Genomic DNA, 17,262 nt, shown 5'->3' on the forward strand with positions numbered 1-17,262 from the left:
GCTGTCCATGAGCCAACCCCAAACACTCGGCAAGTACCAGATTCAGGGATTGCTCGGCAAAGGGGCTATGGGGGTGGTGTACAAGGGCTTTGACCCCAACATCGCCCGCCCGGTAGCCATCAAGACCATTCACGCTTCACTGCTGGACACGGAAATGGGGCGCGAGCTGCTGGACCGGTTCCGCAATGAGGCTCAGGCGGTGGGGCGCCTCAACCACGCCAACATTGTTTCCATCTATGAGTTTGATCAGGATAAAGGCACTCCCTATTTCGTCATGGAATACGTGGAAGGCCATGACCTCAAAACCCTGCTCAAGGACGGTCGCAAGTACAGTCCGGAGGAGGCCGTCCATATTGTGGCGGCCATCCTCAGTGCGCTGGAGTACACCCACAAGCTGGGGATCGTGCATCGGGACATCAAGCCGGCCAATGTGTTCATCACCCACAACGGCCAGATCAAGCTGGCGGATTTTGGCATTGCCCGGGTGGATAACGCGGAGCTGACCCAGATGGGCAGTGTCTTGGGAACGCCGTCCTACATGTCGCCGGAGCAATGCAAGGGGCAGCCGGTGGATGCGCGCAGCGACCTGTTCTCCACCGGTGTGGTGCTGTACGAGTTGTTGGTGGGCAAGAAGCCGTTCTCCGGGGATAACACCCACGCCATCATGCACAGTGTGTTGTCGGAAGATCCGGAACGCCCTACCAGTAAAAGCCAGGCGGTGCCGAAAGCATTTGATGCCATCGTTCGCAAGGCCCTGGCCAAGGACCTGAATCACCGTTATCAAACCGCAGCGGAGTTTCGTGACGACTTGCAGAAAGCCGTCGCCCCCAGCAGCACCCAGAGCAACAACCTGGTGATGATCGCTGTGGTGGCTGCGTTGGTACTGGCGTTGGCGGTGGCCGGCGGCATGTGGTTCAAGACTCAGCGGGATCAGCAGTTTGCCCAGCCTGGCGTGGAAACCACGGACGGCAAGTTGTCGGCGGAGGAACAGGCCAAGCTGGAGCGGCTGATCAAGGTGGCGGAAGCCCATTTCAAGGTGGGGCGGCTGGTGTCACCCCAGGGCAGCAATGCGTTCGAAGCCTACCAATTGGTACTGCAGGTGGACCCCCAGAACAGCGCGGCCCTGGAAGGCATCAATCGGGTGAAGAACCGGTTCTTCAAGCGCGCCCAGCTGTTGGCGCTGGAAGGCCGCCAGGAGGACGTTGAAAAACACCTGGAGCTGGCAGAAAGCCTGTTCCCCAATGATGATCGCATCATGTTGCTGCGCAATCGGGTTAACGAGCAGTAGCACTCAATACGTTGAAGGCCGCATCCAGCAACAATTGGGAGCGGTCCCATTCACCTTGTCCCTGAGCCCGTTTGCTGGCGTCCAGATAGGCATCTTTCAAAAGTTGCCGGGCTTCCAGTGTTTCCGTTGCTTGGGGGTGGTTGGCCAGCAGGTAATCCATCACTTCCTGGGCCTTGCCCGGTTGCTCCAGTGGCAGCAGTTCACCGGCGCTGATGCGGTCGATCAGCAGTGCCATGGCCTGCTGGGGTGACAGATCCGCCGGCAGCGGTTCCGCTGCGGCCGTGGCGGCAGGCTCGGCCTCCAGTGACCGGCTTTCCTGGGGTGCCGTTGTGGGCTCACCGATGACTGCCCTGGCCAGGGTTTCCACCGTAGCGGTGGGCGCGGGTGCCGCTGGGGGCATCACGGTTTCCTCCACCAGGGGGTGGGCATCCCAGGCGGATAAGCCCCAGTACCCTGCACCCAGGGCCAGAACCACTAACGCCAGGGACCCCCACAGCCAGATGGGCAGGCTGGTGCTGAAGGGGGCACTTGTGGATCGGCCGCTGCGAGGGGGCGTGGCGGTGCCCGCTGATTCCGGTGTGCCCCGTGGTCGGGTATCCACCAGGGAGGCATGGGTACCGCTGACCACGGTGGCGTCCTCCACGGCCGGGTCCGGGTTGGACGGTTGTGTTGGCGAGACTGACCGTGCAGGTGATGATTCGGGTGAAGATGCAGGAGGTTCCGGTGAAGCCCCGATCAGGGTCGCCGCGGCGTGCAGCCGGGCCATATCACTGGGCTGGCTGCCACTGGAAATTTCGGTGGCCTCGGGGTCCGCTTGCCGGGTGGCCACCAGGGTGGCCTCTTCGTTCCCCGCCACCAGCGTTTCTGCGTCGGGGCTGGTTTTGACCGGGCCTGGGGGCGGCACAATACGGGTTTGTTCGTCGTTGTCCAAGCTGGCCTCAATTTCCTTTCGCAGCAGAAGAAATTCCGTTACCGGAATCGGGTGCTCGTATTGTGCCTGATCCAGCCACCCCATGAAATGGCCCCGACGCAGAGGTTCTTTGCGAATGGCATCCTCCATGAACAGGCGCAGTTCTTCCCGTTGCCGTTTGCCTTTGCGAAAGTCGTCAAAGTAGGCGGAAAGAACGCGACTGGACATGAGTGATTGAAAGTCCCTCTAGCGGGTGGGTTCAGATGGTACTGCCGGAGCTGAAGAAGAATTCCCCGGCCTCGTGTCCGGCGTAGCGGGCTGGCGCATACTCCGGGATCTGTTGCACGTTGAGCGCCTTGGCCTTGGACTGTACCCGGCTCAACACTTCGCGATAGACGGAATGACCTTCGATGATGCCGTTGCTGCTGCGCAGGGTTTCAATGAAGGCACGGGAGAACACGGAATGGCCGTCACCGCCCCCATCCAGCACCGGAGCAATGCCACCGGAGGTCAGCACCGTGCGGGCGCGGGCCTGGGACATGGCCATGATCCATTCTTTCTGCAGGTCCTCGGGCATGGATTCGTCCACCCGCGGCATGGCGGCCACCGACAGGGTGCCGGCGTAGCAGGAGTCCGCCACCACCATCACGTGTTTGGCTTTGAGGGTGTTGAGAATGTCCGAGATGGCGGCGTTGGAGATCCAGTTACGGGGGTTGCCCTGTTCGGCGTCCACCGGCAGCCAGAAGCCTTTCTCGGTTTTATCATCCAGTTCCCCGTGGCCGGCATAGTAGATCAGCAGGTTGTCCTGCTCGGTCAGGGTTTCCCGCAGCTGGTTCATGGCCGCCAGGATTTCATAACGGGTGGCGTTCTTCAGCACCGTGGTTTTAAATCCGAATTTCTGCTCCAGCAGGGCAGCGGTTTCGCTGGCGTCGTTGACGGCGGTTTTCAGCTCGGGGTAGTTGCGGTATTCGTTGTTGCCGATCACCAGGGCATAGTAGCGGCCAAGATTGATGCCGGATTTCACCGCCAGCGGCGTGGGTTCAGCGGGCTTGGCCGTACTGCTCACGGCTGCCTGTTGATCCGGCACCACACTGAAGTTGAACGCCACCTTGTTGTTTTGCGCGTCCACGGCTTCCAGCTTGACGGTTTGACGGCCGCCGTCCAGGGGCACGTTGACCCAGAACAGGTTGTATTCGTCGATGGTCTGTTCCTTGCCGTTCACCTTGAAGCTCTTCAGGCCTTGGGGGGCTTTGATCTTGCCGACGATTTCTTTCTCTTTGCTGGAGGCCTTGACGGGGATGGTGGGCAGGCCCCGCATCAGGGTCATGGGGGGATCAATAATTTCGATGACCGGCATGCTGTCGGCGCTGGCGATCAGGGTTTCGGATTGCAGGATGCTGCTGTTGGTGGTGCTGACTTCGCTGTTGATCTGCTGCAGTTGCTGATTGGCCTGGGCCAGTTGCTGCTGCTGGCTGCTGACCTCCTGCTTGGCGCTGTCCAGCTCGGAACGCAGCTGTTTGATCAGGGCCTGACTTTGTTCATGAATGGCCTTGGACTCCTGGGCGAACAGGGCCAGCTCGGCATTTTTCTGGTTCTTCTCGGCGGCGGCCAGGGCCTGTTTGCGTTGGCCCAACTCTAGCTGCAGATTGGCCAGTTTGCCCTCGGCCGCCTGCAGTTGCTGGCTCTTGTACGCCACTTCGTCCTTCAGCCGGATCAATTCCTTCTGGTCCACGGCGCGCACTTCCACGGTGGAGGCATACAGCAGGTCGTCGCTCTGCAGTCCCGCCGCCTGGCGATACAGGTTAAGCGCCATGGCTTTGTCCTGGGCGACCCCCAGGCCCTTCTCATACAGGTTGCCCAGGTTGATCAGGGCGCGGGAGAAATTCTGCTTGGCGGCTTTTTCATACCAGATGGAGGCAGCTTGGTAATCCGGCTTCAGGCCCAGGCCTTTCTCATAGATTTCACCCACATAGGTTTGGGCTTCTGCATCGCCGGCCTGGGCCACCGGCAGCCAGATTTTGAGCGCGGTGGCGTAGTCGGCCCGGTCGAAGGCAACGTATTCCCCGCCGCGGATTTCGCAGTCGGTGGCGGTGGTTTTAATGGGGCGGCGGGCAGTGAGAAAGGTGGTCTGGGTGCCCAGCTTTTTCACCTGGCCGGGCAGCAGGCAGTCGATGATCAAGAGGTCATCCGCGTTCTTGGCTTCGGTGTCCGGTCCGCTGGAAGAGGGGGCGGGGTTGCTGGCGCAGGCACCGAGTATCACTGTGAAGAACCCGATGCAGACACCGCGGGCGGTCAACTGAAATCCGTTAGGAGCGCGCATTTTTCACCTCAAATAAATCCGTTATAAGCTTAAGTATACCCTCAGGGGCCGGGCTCTACCTCGATAGTTTCTCGTTACTATGTCACATCATGGAGTCTTAATAGTTGGTTCAAAACTGATCAGTGTCCACCAAAGTGGCCAACCCTGCCGATGACCGGTGCCCTGCAACAGCTGAAAGTGGGCATCGGGCTGCTGCCGGGCGTAGTGCTGAATCCAGCTGGGCAGCACTTCTTCATCCTGGGCACCGGCAAAGTGAAACTGTTGGATACCGGGCTCAAGGGGGGGCTCGGAACCCGGGTCCAGGGACAAAGTCAGTGGGCTGTAGTGGTGATGCCGGGTCCATTGCGCCACCTGCAGGTTACCCGCCAGTGTCACCACGCGGGTGACGTTGGTCAGTTGCGCTGCCAGCAACACCGCCAGGGTACCGCCGCCACTGTGGCCGATCAGCGTGAGGGTGGCGGTTGCGGGAATCTGCCGTCGGACCACCGCCGCCATGCTGTCCACCGTATCGCGGCTGTAGCGGCCCAGGGTCCAGTCCACCGGGCTGCAGTGGGCATCGGCGGTGTGAAAATAGCAAGGTCGCCCCAGATACAGGGCCGGAGCGGGGTCTTCCAGCACCATGGGCAGCAGCAGGGGCGTTCTGGGAGTGGGGTCCCGGCTCGGCCGGCCGTTTCCATCCACGGCGCGGCCATCCCCCTCAATATAGACATGCCAGTGCTCGGGCGCGGGGTGAGAGCGGCCTGCCGGGTTGATCAGCACCCGGTGTTGGTAGCGGGTGCCGGCGATCACCTGGTTGCTCAAGTCCCCCTGCTCGATCCAGCGCTGATAGGGGGTACAGGCACAGAGCAGGCACAGCACAAGCCCGCTGGCGACCCACTTTGCCACACTGTTTATTCCAGCCATGTCTATATGTCAGGTTTCAAAGGTTGAGAAATGGTATCCCATGAGTACACAGATTTCAGTGGGGCTGCACGGTAAATTGCCGCAGCAGGCGGATTTCGTCACCCGCCATCTACCCCTGTCCTTCACCACCGGCTGGGATGAGTGGATGCAGCGCGGCTTGCAGACGTCCCAGGAAGCACTGGGCAATCGCTGGCTGGAGGTCTACCTCACCAGCCCGGTGTGGCGCTTTGTGTTCAGCAGCAATATTGTGGATCAGCAGGTGTGGGCCGGGGTGATGGTGCCCAGTGTGGACAAGGTGGGTCGCTACTACCCACTGGTGCTGGCCCAGGCGCTGCCGGGGGATGCCCTGCCCACCGCCCCACTGCTGACCTCCTCGGACTGGTTCCAGTTGCTGGAAGCGCTGGCGATTCGGGCTTTGCAGGGGTCTTTACAGTGGCCTCTGCCCCTGGCCGAGCTGGAGCAGGAACTGGCCCGGTTACCGCCATTACAGGCGCCGCGCTCGGCAGCCAGTGGAAAATGGGAAGCGGGGCGTCCCCTTGCTCTGTTTCAGCAGCAGGATCTGAATCCCGTGCACGCCTATCCTTATCTGCTGCATGAGATGCTGGGTCAGCGCTATCCCGCTTACAGCCTCTGGAGCAGCGCCGGCTCCGAGCGCGTGTCGCCGGTTCACCTTATCAGTGGTTATTTGCCGTCCCCACAATGCTACACTTCCCTATTGGGGGGAGAGTGGTCCCAGCACGGATGGAGCACGCCGCTGGATGTGATCTCACCATTGGCCTTTTCTCTAAACACCTGTAACAATACACACGACATTCAGAACGAGTAAGAAACTGCATGGCGCAGACCCATTGGCTAAGCAGCGCGGCAACCCACTGCGGCGCCGTTCGAAACATGAATGAGGACGCGTTCCTCAACCGGAATAACGAAGGTTTGTGGGTGGTGGCCGACGGCATGGGTGGCCATGAAGCCGGTGAAGTGGCCAGTGAGATGATCACCACTGCCATGGGCGCGGCGGATCTCAACCAGCCCCTGGCGGAGGTGGTGGACAGTCTCGAGGACGCCCTGCTGGAAGTACACCACAAAATCCGCACCTATTCCCGCACCCACTGCGAAGGCCGAACCATGGGCAGTACCGTGGTATCCCTGTATATACGGGAGAGCGTGGGCATTTGCCTCTGGGCCGGCGATTCCCGCCTGTATCGCTATCGCGACCACACTCTGGAGCGTATCTCCGACGACCACAGCCAGGTTAATGAAATGCTGTCCCGCGGCATGATTTCACCTGCTGAGGCCATCAATCACCCGGCGTCCAATGTCATCACCCGCGCGGTGGGGGCCAGCGAAACCCTGTATGTGGACATCACCCTGGTGGAGCTGCGTCCCGGCGATTTGTATCTGCTGTGCAGCGACGGTTTGTATGGTGCTCTGGATGAGCCGGAAATTGCCCGCTACCTGACCAGCGACAACGTGGAAACGGTCACCCATGGGTTGATTGAGCGCTCCCTGGATGCCGGTGCCCGGGACAACGTGACGGTGATTGCGGTGAAAGTGCAATGATGACGCCTGAAAAAGAAAAGGAATTGGCGGCACAGATGCGCCTGGTGGCCCGCCAGTATTGTGATGGTGCCTTCAATAAAATTGAATATCGCCGGCGCCGCCGTGAGATCCTGGTGCAATGCGTCGATCAGGACGTCAGTCCCAACGAGCCCCCACCCATTCCAGCGGCGGAGGCTGCTCCACCACCCTCGGTGGCCAAAGCCTCCCTGCAGCAGCGGGACTGGGCACCTTACCTGATGGTGGGGGTGACCCTGGTGGTGTTGGGGGTGATGGGCTTTTTGTTGCTTTCGATGGCGTAGATTTTAGCGGGCAGGTGCTGGAACTCATGGATGAGCGTATACAGGTCTGGGTCGGCGACATCACCACACTCAAGGTGGATGCCATAGTAAATGCTGCCAATCGACAGTTGGCAGGGGGTGGCGGTGTTGACGGAGCCATTCACCGGGCTGCGGGTGTTGACGATCTGCAGGCCGCCTGCCGGCAGATCGGCGGCTGTGCCACTGGTCAGGCCGTGTTGACCCCCGGCTTCCGGTTACCGGCCCGTGCCATCATTCATACGGTAGGCCCCATCTGGCAGGGCGGTCAGCAGGGGGAGCCGGAGCAATTGCGTTCCTGTTATTCCGAAGTCATGACCCTGGCGGTACGGGAGGGCTTTCGCTGCATCGCATTCCCCGCCATCAGTTGCGGTGTTTACGGTTATCCCAAAGAGCAGGCGGTGTCCATAGCCGTGGAAGAGGTGGAACGCTGCCTGGAGACCTACCTGATGTTCAAAAAAGTCATCTTTGCCTGTTTTGATCAGGATATGGCACGCTTGTACCAGGCTGCGCTGGGCCGCGGTCAGGCCACCTGAATCTGTTCCCGGTGCAGTTGCAGATACTGGTGGCCCCAGAGTTTGATCGGCCGGCGCACCGGATAGTGGTCATAGTTCAGCGGTTTGCGTTTGGGCTGTTCCCGCACCTCCAGACACCACAATCCTTCCGGGAAAAAGGTGAACTCCAGGCGCTCCCCATAATGATGCTGAGGCTGATAGATGCCCGGGGTATAGGGCTGTGACAAATCCATCTCATCCAGAATATTCAGCTCCAGGTCCAGCAGGTAGATATGCAGCACTTCGTCAAATGGATTGTCGTCGGTGGTGATCAGCAGGTAGCGCTGCCCGGATGCATACTGATCCATCAGCTCCCGGCCCTTGAGGTGGCGACCGGTGGGATGGCCTTGTAACAGCAGCTGGATGTGAGGATGGTTGTCCAGCCGGTAGTGGCTAATGGAAGAGAACAGATTCACCTTTTTCATAAGCAGCCTGGGTCTTATGTTATTGAGTGGGGGCAGTCACTTGGGTTAGTTTAAAGGCGGCGTGGCTGTGGCGAAAACGGCACAGTGTGGCTTTCAAATCTGTAAAAATGCCAAAAATTATGAGGATCAGTACCCAAATGGAAAAACGTCAGCGCATACCGGTGGAAGTGAAACGTTTTGTGGGGGCCATGCTGGCCATCATTGTCTTCATAGCCCTGGCTGCGGTGGTGGTGGATTTGCTCTACGGTCAGTATTAGACCCACCGTTCGTAGTGGCGTATCCCCCTGAGGGCAACTATCCTTGCTGATAGACCCGGCGACGCGGGTCTGCCCATCTGCATGGCCGGGTGACCGGATGACGGAAGGATTCCGTCAGTTTCTTGGTTTCGAGGGATCGAATGCGCATCTTGTGTGTGGAAGGAAATAAAACGTTCCGTTCCATTCTTGAGCAACAAATGATGTTGGCCGGGTTGCATTGCCACTGTCTGCCCAAAGGGGAGGACGGCTTGGAGGCGGCCCGCCAGCTGGCCTTTGATTTCGTGTGCGTATCCATGTTCCCGGAGGATATGCAGGCCTCGTTCTTTATCACGGAATTGCGCAAGATCCCAACCTACAAGCACACCCCGGTGGTGTTGTTTACGTCGGAATACGACGAGCAATCCCTCACTGAAGTACTCAAGGCCGGTGCCACGGAAGTCTTCCATCGCCGTGACCTCGAAGAGCTGATTACGTTCGTCCGCCGTTATAACAGTCGCTATGAGCCCCTTACCGGTAACGTTTTATATGTGGAGGACTCCCTGGTGCAGCAGCAGGCCATTCGCCACATCCTGAAAAGTGTGGGGCTGGATGTGATGTGTGTGACCAGTGCCGAAGAAGGTTGGGAGCGGTTCCGGGAAAACACCTACGATTTGCTGATCGTGGATGTGGTGCTCACCGGCGACATGAGTGGCATTCGGCTGGTGAACAATGTCCGCCGCCAGTGTGGTGAACAGGGAGATGTGCCGATTCTGGCGGTCAGTGCCTATGATGAGCCCTCCCGCCGTATCGAGTTGCTCAATCGCGGCGCCAATGACTACATTTCCAAACCGGTTCTGCAGGATGAATTGATTGCCCGGGTGCGGGGCCTGATCGGGCAGCGGCGCCTGTTGGAGCAGGTGCGGGCTGAACAGGCAAGCACTTTGCACCGGTTTGAGTTCCTGGACAGCGCCACGGAACTGCCCAATCGCAAGATGCTGCTGCAGATACTGGAGCAGGAAATGGCCCGTGCCGTAAAGCATGGCTATTTCAGCGCGCTGTTGTACGTGGATCTGGACAGCTTTCGCGCCATTAACGATACCCTGGGTTATGACGTGGGGGATCAGTTGTTACGTCAGGTGGCGCTGCGGCTGGCACGCATCAAGCGCCGGGAGGACTGCCTGGCCTCCCTGGGGGGCGACGATTACGCCCTGGTGCTGTCTGAAGTGTCCGAGGATCGCAGTCTGGCCGCGGATCACTGCCGGGGGGTGGCGGACCAGATCCAGCGTGCGCTGTCCCGTCCTTTTGATATCGACGGCAAGCTGGTTCACACCGAAGTGACCATTGGCATGGTGCTGTTCCCGTGGCATCAAACCAGCAGCCTGGAAGTGTTGCGCCAGGGGGAGACCGCTTTTGAACAGGCCCGCTTGCAGTCCGCCAACCGGGTGTCGTTCTTTTCCATCGTGATGCAAAAGCAGGTGGAGCAGCGCTTTACCCTGCAAATGGCCCTGCGCCATGCCCTGCGTCAGGGGCAGCTGGAAGTCTATTATCAACCCATCTTCGGCCCGGACCGGCAACTGCTGAGTCTGGAGGCGCTCTCCCGCTGGCGCCACCAGGGGGAAATGATCGCCCCGGATTTGTTCATCAGTGTGGCGGAGGAGTGTGGCCTGATCCACCCCCTGGGGGACTGGGTGATTGATACCGTCGCCGCCCATATCCAGAGGTGGGAGCAACAGGGGCTGCCGGACGCCTTTGAGGGGGTGGCGGTGAACATCAGTCCTTATCAGTTGTTGCGGGAGCGTTTCTCGCTGCAGTTGATCAAGCGCCTGGATGAGCTGAATCTGCGCACGGACCGGGTGAAAATCGAGATCACGGAAAACGCCCTGATCGCCAACGTGGAGCGTACCAGCAAACAGTTGGAGCGGCTGCGGGCCCGCGGTATCCGGGTGGCGCTGGACGATTTCGGCATCGGCTATTCCTCTTTGTCCTATTTACAGGGCTTGCCTGTGGATCAGTTGAAAATTGACCGCAGTTTTATCTGGAACATGCAGGCCAACCCGGCCGCCATGGCCATCGTGCAGACCATCATCAACATGGGGCAGGCTCTGTCCATGCAGGTGGTGGCAGAGGGGGTGGAGACCCGGGAGCAACTGGATCGGCTGGTGGCCATGGGCTGTCACGGATTCCAGGGCTTCTTCCTGCAAACCCCCATGACACTGGGGGAAACTGAGCGTTTGCTGGGGTCCCTTCGCCCCGGATTGGCCAAGCCCGGCGCCTGAACCCCGTGATATAATCCCCCCACGGATGGCAACGGCAGGTTGCTGTGATTCAGTCAGTAACAGGTACAGGGTACAGGTAGAGCGATGGTTTGGTTATTTGCAGGGCTCGCGCTGGTGGTGATGGTCTTGGCCGGAGTGGCGGGTTGGCTCTGGTGGAAAGTGTGGCGCATGGGGCGCCAGCAGGCGCAGATGCAGCAACAGTTGGAACAACAGCGGGCCCGCAGCGAACAGGATCGTCTGGATTACATCCATGAAAGTCTTAATGTGATCGCCTCGGCTGTGCTGGACAACCAATGCCCCATCACCGAAGGTTGCATCCGCATGGCGGTGCTGCTGGATAACCTGCCTCTGGATTGCGACACCAAGCACCGTTTCTCTGTGGTGTTTGAGGTCTACAATGCCACCCGCCACATCCCCACCCACAGCCAGTGGAAAGCCCTGGAGCGTAAACACCAGCGCAAGTTTGAGCAGGAAATGTGGGCGTTGGAACGAAAACATAATGAGGCTGTCATGGATGTTATGGCGTATGTGAAAGGCCATCCCTTTGGTAAAGGGGTGGGGGCATCCATAAATTGACAGAATTCCAGCGGTAATACATTGGTATGAGTTCCCGTCTACTGCGTTTCACTCTGGTGGTGCTGTTAAGCTGGTTATTGACCGGCTGCGGCGTGCGCTTTGTCTATAACCAGCTGGACTGGCTGATCCCCTGGTATCTGGAGGATTATGTCGAGTTGGAGCGCGATCAGGAGGCGCTGTTCGGGCAACGGCTGCAAGCCTACCTGGCCTGGCATCGTACCGACCAACTGCCCCGTTACGCGGCGTTCCTGCACCAGGTGGCGGATCAGGCGGAGCAGGGGTTAACGCGCCCGGATATTGCCCGCATCGAGGCCCAGACCGAACAGTTTGCCCAGGCGCTGATGGACCGGATGCTGAATGACCTGATCGATCTGCTGGCCACCGCCACTGACGGACAAATCGAGCAGTTGTTCGCCCGCCTGCAGCAGGATAATGAAGAATACCGTCGGGAATACATAGAAGTCAGTGCCGACAAGCAGCGCAAGCAACGCTACAAGGAAGTGATCAAGTACGCCGAACGCTGGACCGGGCGGCTGTCCTCCGATCAGGCCCAACAGATCGCGGAATGGGTGCGGCAGTTTGAATTGATGGGGCCGGAAATCGAATCGGCCCGGCTGGCCTGGCAGGATGAGTTTCGCCGGGTACTGGCATTGCGGAGCGATCGACCCGTCTATGAGGCCGCATTCAGGAAACTGATTTCCGATCCCGATTTCGGCCGCAGCGAAGCGCTGAAACGCAAGCTGGCTTACAACAGTGAACTGGCCGTGGATTTGTACCTGCAACTGGATAAAACCCTGACCCCCAAGCAACGCGGCCACATGGTAAAAAAGCTGCGCAGTTACGCGGATGACTTTCAGTTGTTGTCCGCCCAGATTTGACCCCTTTCGATTGTTAGTAATTGATATTCTTGTATAAGTTTCATTAACGCGACTCGTCAGGCGCCTGTCCGGGCTCTATAATCCGCCGCCTTGGAGAGGGTTCTTTCCTATATCTGCACCGGCTTCCGGGTGCAGGCTGCTCGAGAGGTTGTTATGGTGAAGTTTCGTGATGGCAATGGATCTGCCTTTCTGTGTGGTGTGCTGTATGGTGTGTTGTTTAGAGTGAAATGGCTGCTGGTGGCGCTGTTCATCTGTGGGCAGAGTGCGTCGCTGCAGGCCGCCGCCGATTGGCGTTCCGGTTTGGCCCAGGCGGCCCTGACCCAGCCGGAAATCACCCTGTTCCGCGTGGCCGGTTCCAACACCGTGGGGGAAAAGCTGGCGCCCGCGCTGATCAGTGCATTCCTGCAGCAAGCGGGGTTCACCGACGTGCAGGTGGTGGCGGAGGCGGGCCGTGCCCACAGCCGCAAGGTGTTGGCCCGTCTGCAGCAAGGGGAACAGTCCGTGGTGGTGGCGGTGCCGGTGGCCGCCCACGGTTCCAGCACTGGTTTCAGGGCCCTGCTGGATGGCAGTGCCGACCTGGGGGCTTCCTCCCGCCCTGTCAAAGATACCGAAGTCAGCCAATTGGCCTCGTTGGGGGCCATGCGGGATCTGGGCAATGAACATATCGTTGCCATTGATGGGCTGGCGGTCATCGTGCATCAGGATAATCCGGTGAGCAAACTGCCACTGGAGAGCGTGCGTGACATCTTTTCCGGCAAAATCACCCAGTGGTCCGCCGTGGGCGGTCGCTCTGCCCCGATTCGCTTGCATGCCCGGGACGACAATTCCGGCACCTACGACACCTTCAAACACCTGGTGCTCGCTGGCGCTGCAGTGAGTGCCAAGGCCCGCCGCTACGAATCCAACGACGATTTGTCCGCCCAGGTGCAGGCGGACGTGGATGCCATTGGCTTTGTCGCCCTGCCCAGCATCGGCGCGGCAAAAGCACTGGCCCTGTCCGATGGTGAGGCGTTGGCCCTGGCCCCCAGTGAGATGACGGTGGCAACAGAAGACTACCCCCTGTCCCGGCGCCTGTACTTTTACTCGGCCAGCGGCGGCGCCCTCAAACCGGTGGTGGCGGAATTCCTGGCGTTTGTGCACAGCGATGCCGGGCAGGCCGTGGTGGCGGAGAGCGGTTATGTCGCCCAGGCACTCTATGCCCTGGCCATGAAATCCGAGGATGGCCGCCTGGCGGGCATGCAGCGGATGAACCTGAATATCCGCTTCCAGGATGGCTCCTCGGCCCTGGACAATAAATCCCGCCTGGATGTGGAGCGCCTGGCCCATTTTCTGGCCCAGCCCGGTCACCGCGACAGCCGCATCACCCTGGTGGGCTTCTCCAATCCGCTGGCAGGCACCGGCCGTGCCACCCTGTCCCGGCTGCGGGCGCAAAACGTCCGCTGGGCCCTGCGCTCGGAAGGTATCCGCAATCCGATCTCGGCCCTGGCCGGCAACGCGGTATCCGTGTCAGACCCTGCGAGCCTGAACGCCGACCGCAACCGCCGCGTGGAAATCTGGATTCAGTAAACGAAAAGGGCGGGGCAGGTCGACCACTTCAGCTATACTGAAAAGCAGGCTGACGAAACCGGTGGATTATGTCCCGCTCCAAACCCTTGTCTTCTTCCCCCCCTTCAGCGCAATCCCCCTGCGTGCGTAATTGCTGCCTTAATCAAGAGGATGTCTGCCTGGGCTGTGGTCGTACCCTGGAGGAAATCCGCAACTGGAGCCAATACAGTGCGCAGGAGCGCGAGCAGGTACTGGCCGGTGCCCAGCGACGGCGCAAGCACTTCCCTGGCTGGACCCGATAATGGTGCCCCTGCGGCGATTAGGCAAATAGCCGCCAGGAAATTACTGTTTTCCAGCATAAGCCGGTACAATAGCGCGCAGTTTTTTTAAGGAGACAAGGTAAATGAAAGCGAATCGGTTATGGGTGTTGTTGTTGTCCCTGTTGGGAACAGCCCCTGCGTGGGCGGCCGGGAGTTTGCAAATGATAGGGGATCCTCTGGCGATTACCGCGGTGGTGCTGTTTGTGGTGGCCTATGGATTCGTCATCGCGGAAGAATTCATCCACATGCGGAAATCCAAACCGGTTATTCTGGCAGCCGGCGCCATTTGGGTGCTGGTGGCCCTGGTGGCGCGCAATGTGGAAGGCGGCAAGGAGATGCTGGATCATGCCGTAGACCACAACGTCAACGAGTATGCGGCTCTGTTCCTGTTCCTGCTGACCGCCATGATTTACATCAACGCGCTGACCGAGCGCAATGTGTTTGAAAAGCTGCGGGCGGTGCTGGTGCAAAAGGGCTACAGCTTTCGTACCCTGTTCTGGATCACCGGCTGGCTGGCGTTCTTCATCTCCCCGGTAGCGGATAACCTGACTACGGCGCTGCTGATGGGGGCCGTGGTGATGGCGGTGGGTGCCGACAGTCCACGCTTTGTTTCCCTGGCATTCGTTAATATCGTGATTGCTGCCAATGCCGGCGGTGCCTTCAGCCCCTTCGGCGATATCACCACCCTGATGGTGTGGCAGAGTGGTAAAGCCGAGTTCCTGCATTTCTTCGCGTTGTTCGTACCCGCCGTGGTGAATTTCCTGGTACCGGCGGTGCTGATGAACTTTGCGGTGCCCAAGGTCACCCCAACCCCAATCGAAGAGAGTGTGCAGATGAAGCGCGGTGCCCGCCGCATCTGCCTGTTGTTCCTGTGCACCATTGCCACGGCGGTTTCCTTCGAACAGTTTCTGCATTTACCGCCGTTCCTGGGCATGATGACCGGATTGGGTTACCTGTTGGTCTTCTCCTATTACATCAAAATCACCCAGCACTCGGCAGACGGTCCGGCGGAGTTCAATATTTTCAACAAAGTGGCCCGGGCCGAGTGGGACACACTGTTGTTCTTCTTCGGCGTGATTTTCTGTGTCGGTGGGCTGGGCACCCTGGGTTACCTGTCCGAAGTGTCCCACATCATGTATGACGGTTGGGGTGCCACCACCGCCAATGTCATCGTCGGTGTATTGTCGGCCTTGGTGGATAATATTCCGGTGATGTTTGCAGTGCTGACCATGAACCCCACCATGAATCTGGACCAGTGGCTACTGGTGACGCTCACCGCTGGAGTGGGCGGCAGCCTGCTGTCGGTGGGCTCCGCGGCCGGCGTGGCGTTGATGGGGCAGTCGAAAGGGGTGTACACCTTCTTCAGCCACCTGAAATGGAGTTGGGCGATTGCCCTGGGGTATGCCGCCAGCATCCTCTGCCACATGCTGCTGGCGGATATGTTCTGATTCGTTGCGGGAAACCGTAATCGGCTGTGTGCAATCCGCTGACAAAAAAGGGTGCCTTGGAGCACCCTTTTTTGTTGGGGATTATTTGAGTTTATTGGCGGTTTGAATGGTCACCGGGACGCAGGCTCAGAATACCTTGTCGTGCCCCGCCTGCTTGATGACGGCGGACACCACACTGCGGACGCCTTTCTCCAGGGTGGCCTGCTCGGTGGTTCGGGTGCGCACCGACCAGCTCAGCTTTTCATTGGCGGCGTTGAACAGGTTGGTTTCCAGCAGGTATTCGGTGATTTCCACAAAGTCCCCTGGCACATGCTGCCCGCTGCTGCTGTACACCATGTACGTGTCGAAATTCCGGTATAGATTGTCCCCGGGGCCCACCTGCTGGGGTGGCTGGTAAGTCTGGGCTTTCTCCACCCCCCGCAGGCTGCTTACCAGCACTGATGTAATGCCGTTCTGCGCAACGATGGGGCGCAGGGTATCCCGGTTGATGGTGGTGCTGTCCGCAATCCACTGGTGTGAGGGCACCGCCAGAATGCCTTTCTGTTCCAGCTCCTGCACGAATGCCAACTCAAAACCTTTGCGCATGGTCTCCTGGGCGGCCAGGGTGACCACCAGCACCTTGCGTTGCTCTGCTGCCGGTGGGGTATAACCGGGCAGGGTCCAGGTTTCTTCAATCTGGGTGCTGGCGCAGGCCGCCAGCATTAGCACTAATGGAAGTAAAATCAATCGGGTAGCTTGGATCATAAAGTCTCTGCCGTTTCGTTCCTGTCAGCTCGGGATGGTAGGCTGGTGCTACCGGTTTGTCGAGCCTCCCCGCTTGGCATTGTCATGATTTGTTCACTGATCTGTCAGAAAAACGCCCTGTAAAGCGCCTAGTCTTCTTGCCAACAGGAGGCTGGATATGATCAAGACCCAAGTCCGTTCCGCGTTCGTTTCCGACGTTCATCTGGGTACGTCGGCCTGTCAGGCACAGTATTTGCTGGACTTTCTGAAGACCTGCAGGATGGAGTACCTGTATCTGGTGGGGGACATCATCGATCTGCTGCACATGCGCCGCCGGGTGAACTTCACCCCCCTGCATGAACAGGTGGTGGAACAGATCATGGCCCTGGCCCGGCAAGGTACCCGGGTCATTTATATTCCAGGCAATCACGATGCATTAATGCGACGCTTTTGCGGCCAGATGGTGGCGGGCATCGAGATACATCGTAACCGGGTTCATTATTGCGCCGATGGCCGACGTTTCTTTGTCAGCCACGGGGATGAATTCGACAGTGCACTGCACGCAGGGGTGTTCTGGTATGTGGTGGGGGATCTGTCGCATACCCTGTTGCTGCGATTGAATACTCTGTTGAACGGCACCCGCCGGCTGTTCAATCTGCCGTACTGGTCTTTGGCGGGTTTTTTGAAAAAGAGAATTGGCAAAGCCAATCAATTTATTCGACGGTTTGAAACCATCGCCGCACGTCAGGCACAAGAACTCAAATACGACGGTTTTATCTGCGGACATATCCATCAGAGCGGGATGCGCCGGATCGACGGTGTGTTGTACTGCAACGATGGCGATTGGGTTGAACATTGCACCGCTCTGGTGGAGACCAATGATGGTCGTTTCGAGCTGGTGCATTGGGCAGACCACAAGGAAGTGTTAGTGAGGGAATCCGATCTAGAAGAGGAATGGGTTGCCATTCCGCAGACCAACTGAGGTATTG

At 59.1% G+C, this 17,262-nt stretch carries 17 protein-coding genes; 12 read left to right on the plus strand and 5 right to left on the minus strand.

Annotated elements, in window-relative coordinates; translation table 11 throughout:
- Positions 1 to 7 precede the first annotated feature (7 nt).
- Positions 8 to 1,288, plus strand: a complete 1,281-nt coding sequence (locus tag D9N14_RS03910) for a serine/threonine protein kinase (protein WP_290577126.1) — start codon at positions 8 to 10, stop codon at positions 1,286 to 1,288.
- On the opposite strand, the gene D9N14_RS03915 is transcribed toward D9N14_RS03910, so the two are convergent.
- The 3 genes from D9N14_RS03915 to D9N14_RS03925 form a co-directional block, all read right to left on the minus strand.
- Entirely contained in the window at positions 1,275 to 2,426 is a 1,152-nt protein-coding gene (locus D9N14_RS03915) for a hypothetical protein (protein ID WP_290577128.1), read from the minus strand. The genes D9N14_RS03910 and D9N14_RS03915 overlap by 14 nt on opposite strands.
- A gap of 31 nt (positions 2,427 to 2,457) precedes the next feature.
- Positions 2,458 to 4,518 (minus strand): caspase family protein, encoded by a 2,061-nt coding sequence (locus tag D9N14_RS03920; protein WP_290577130.1) that lies wholly within the window; start codon positions 4,516 to 4,518, stop codon positions 2,458 to 2,460.
- An 87-nt stretch (positions 4,519 to 4,605) separates the two neighbouring features.
- Complete coding sequence (locus tag D9N14_RS03925) at positions 4,606 to 5,403, minus strand: alpha/beta fold hydrolase (RefSeq protein WP_290577132.1); 798 nt, start codon at positions 5,401 to 5,403, stop codon at positions 4,606 to 4,608.
- 58 nt (positions 5,404 to 5,461) lie between these two features.
- Here D9N14_RS03925 and tagF point away from each other — a divergent pair, with 58 nt between their 5' ends.
- From tagF to D9N14_RS03945, 4 genes are read left to right on the plus strand one after another with little or no spacing between them, the layout of a single operon-like run.
- On the plus strand, positions 5,462 to 6,247 hold the full coding sequence (gene tagF, locus D9N14_RS03930; RefSeq protein ID WP_290577135.1) for a type VI secretion system-associated protein TagF: 786 nt from the start codon (positions 5,462 to 5,464) through the stop codon (positions 6,245 to 6,247).
- Positions 6,248 to 6,255: 8 nt separating this feature from the next.
- On the plus strand, positions 6,256 to 6,978 hold the full coding sequence (locus tag D9N14_RS03935) for a PP2C family protein-serine/threonine phosphatase (protein ID WP_290577137.1): 723 nt from the start codon (positions 6,256 to 6,258) through the stop codon (positions 6,976 to 6,978).
- Positions 6,975 to 7,277 (plus strand): hypothetical protein, encoded by a 303-nt coding sequence (locus tag D9N14_RS03940; protein WP_290577138.1) that lies wholly within the window; start codon positions 6,975 to 6,977, stop codon positions 7,275 to 7,277. Before D9N14_RS03935 ends, D9N14_RS03940 begins: the two co-directional genes overlap by 4 nt.
- Before the next feature lie 26 nt (positions 7,278 to 7,303).
- Positions 7,304 to 7,828, plus strand: a complete 525-nt coding sequence (locus D9N14_RS03945; protein ID WP_290577140.1) for an O-acetyl-ADP-ribose deacetylase — start codon at positions 7,304 to 7,306, stop codon at positions 7,826 to 7,828.
- Here the strand turns inward: D9N14_RS03945 and D9N14_RS03950 are convergent.
- The gene (locus D9N14_RS03950; RefSeq protein WP_290577142.1) at positions 7,816 to 8,271 is read right to left on the minus strand and encodes a hypothetical protein; all 456 of its coding nucleotides are present in this window, start codon (positions 8,269 to 8,271) and stop codon (positions 7,816 to 7,818) included. The genes D9N14_RS03945 and D9N14_RS03950 overlap by 13 nt on opposite strands.
- 397 nt (positions 8,272 to 8,668) lie before the next feature.
- Between D9N14_RS03950 and D9N14_RS03955 the strand changes: the two genes are divergently transcribed.
- The 6 genes from D9N14_RS03955 to nhaD all read left to right on the plus strand — a co-directional run bounded on the left by D9N14_RS03955 (position 8,669) and on the right by nhaD (position 15,550).
- The gene (locus D9N14_RS03955; protein WP_290577144.1) at positions 8,669 to 10,783 is read left to right on the plus strand and encodes an EAL domain-containing protein; all 2,115 of its coding nucleotides are present in this window, start codon (positions 8,669 to 8,671) and stop codon (positions 10,781 to 10,783) included.
- A gap of 84 nt (positions 10,784 to 10,867) precedes the next feature.
- Complete coding sequence (locus D9N14_RS03960; protein WP_290577146.1) at positions 10,868 to 11,359, plus strand: DUF2489 domain-containing protein; 492 nt, start codon at positions 10,868 to 10,870, stop codon at positions 11,357 to 11,359.
- Positions 11,360 to 11,385: 26 nt separating this feature from the next.
- Positions 11,386 to 12,237, plus strand: coding sequence for a DUF6279 family lipoprotein (locus tag D9N14_RS03965; RefSeq protein WP_290577151.1), 852 nt, complete (start codon positions 11,386 to 11,388; stop codon positions 12,235 to 12,237).
- 153 nt (positions 12,238 to 12,390) lie between these two features.
- A complete protein-coding gene (locus D9N14_RS03970) occupies positions 12,391 to 13,803 on the plus strand; it encodes a substrate-binding domain-containing protein (RefSeq protein WP_290577153.1) in 1,413 nt (470 codons plus the stop codon).
- 68 nt (positions 13,804 to 13,871) lie between these two features.
- A complete protein-coding gene (locus D9N14_RS03975; RefSeq protein ID WP_290577155.1) occupies positions 13,872 to 14,084 on the plus strand; it encodes a DUF1289 domain-containing protein in 213 nt (70 codons plus the stop codon).
- Between the two features lie 179 nt (positions 14,085 to 14,263).
- Entirely contained in the window at positions 14,264 to 15,550 is a 1,287-nt protein-coding gene (nhaD, locus tag D9N14_RS03980; protein WP_290577157.1) for a sodium:proton antiporter NhaD, read from the plus strand.
- Positions 15,551 to 15,676: 126 nt separating this feature from the next.
- Here nhaD and D9N14_RS03985 read toward each other — a convergent pair whose 3' ends face one another.
- Positions 15,677 to 16,294 carry a hypothetical protein gene (locus tag D9N14_RS03985; protein WP_290577159.1) on the minus strand — a complete coding sequence of 206 codons (618 nt, stop codon included), beginning with the start codon at positions 16,292 to 16,294 and terminating at the stop codon, positions 15,677 to 15,679.
- Between the two features lie 157 nt (positions 16,295 to 16,451).
- Here D9N14_RS03985 and D9N14_RS03990 point away from each other — a divergent pair, with 157 nt between their 5' ends.
- A complete protein-coding gene (locus D9N14_RS03990; RefSeq protein ID WP_290577161.1) occupies positions 16,452 to 17,255 on the plus strand; it encodes a UDP-2,3-diacylglucosamine diphosphatase in 804 nt (267 codons plus the stop codon).
- Positions 17,256 to 17,262 lie beyond the last annotated feature (7 nt).

Origin of the sequence: Ketobacter sp., assembly GCF_003671495.1 — a bacterium.
In the GTDB taxonomy this organism is placed as follows: domain Bacteria; phylum Pseudomonadota; class Gammaproteobacteria; order Pseudomonadales; family Ketobacteraceae; genus Ketobacter.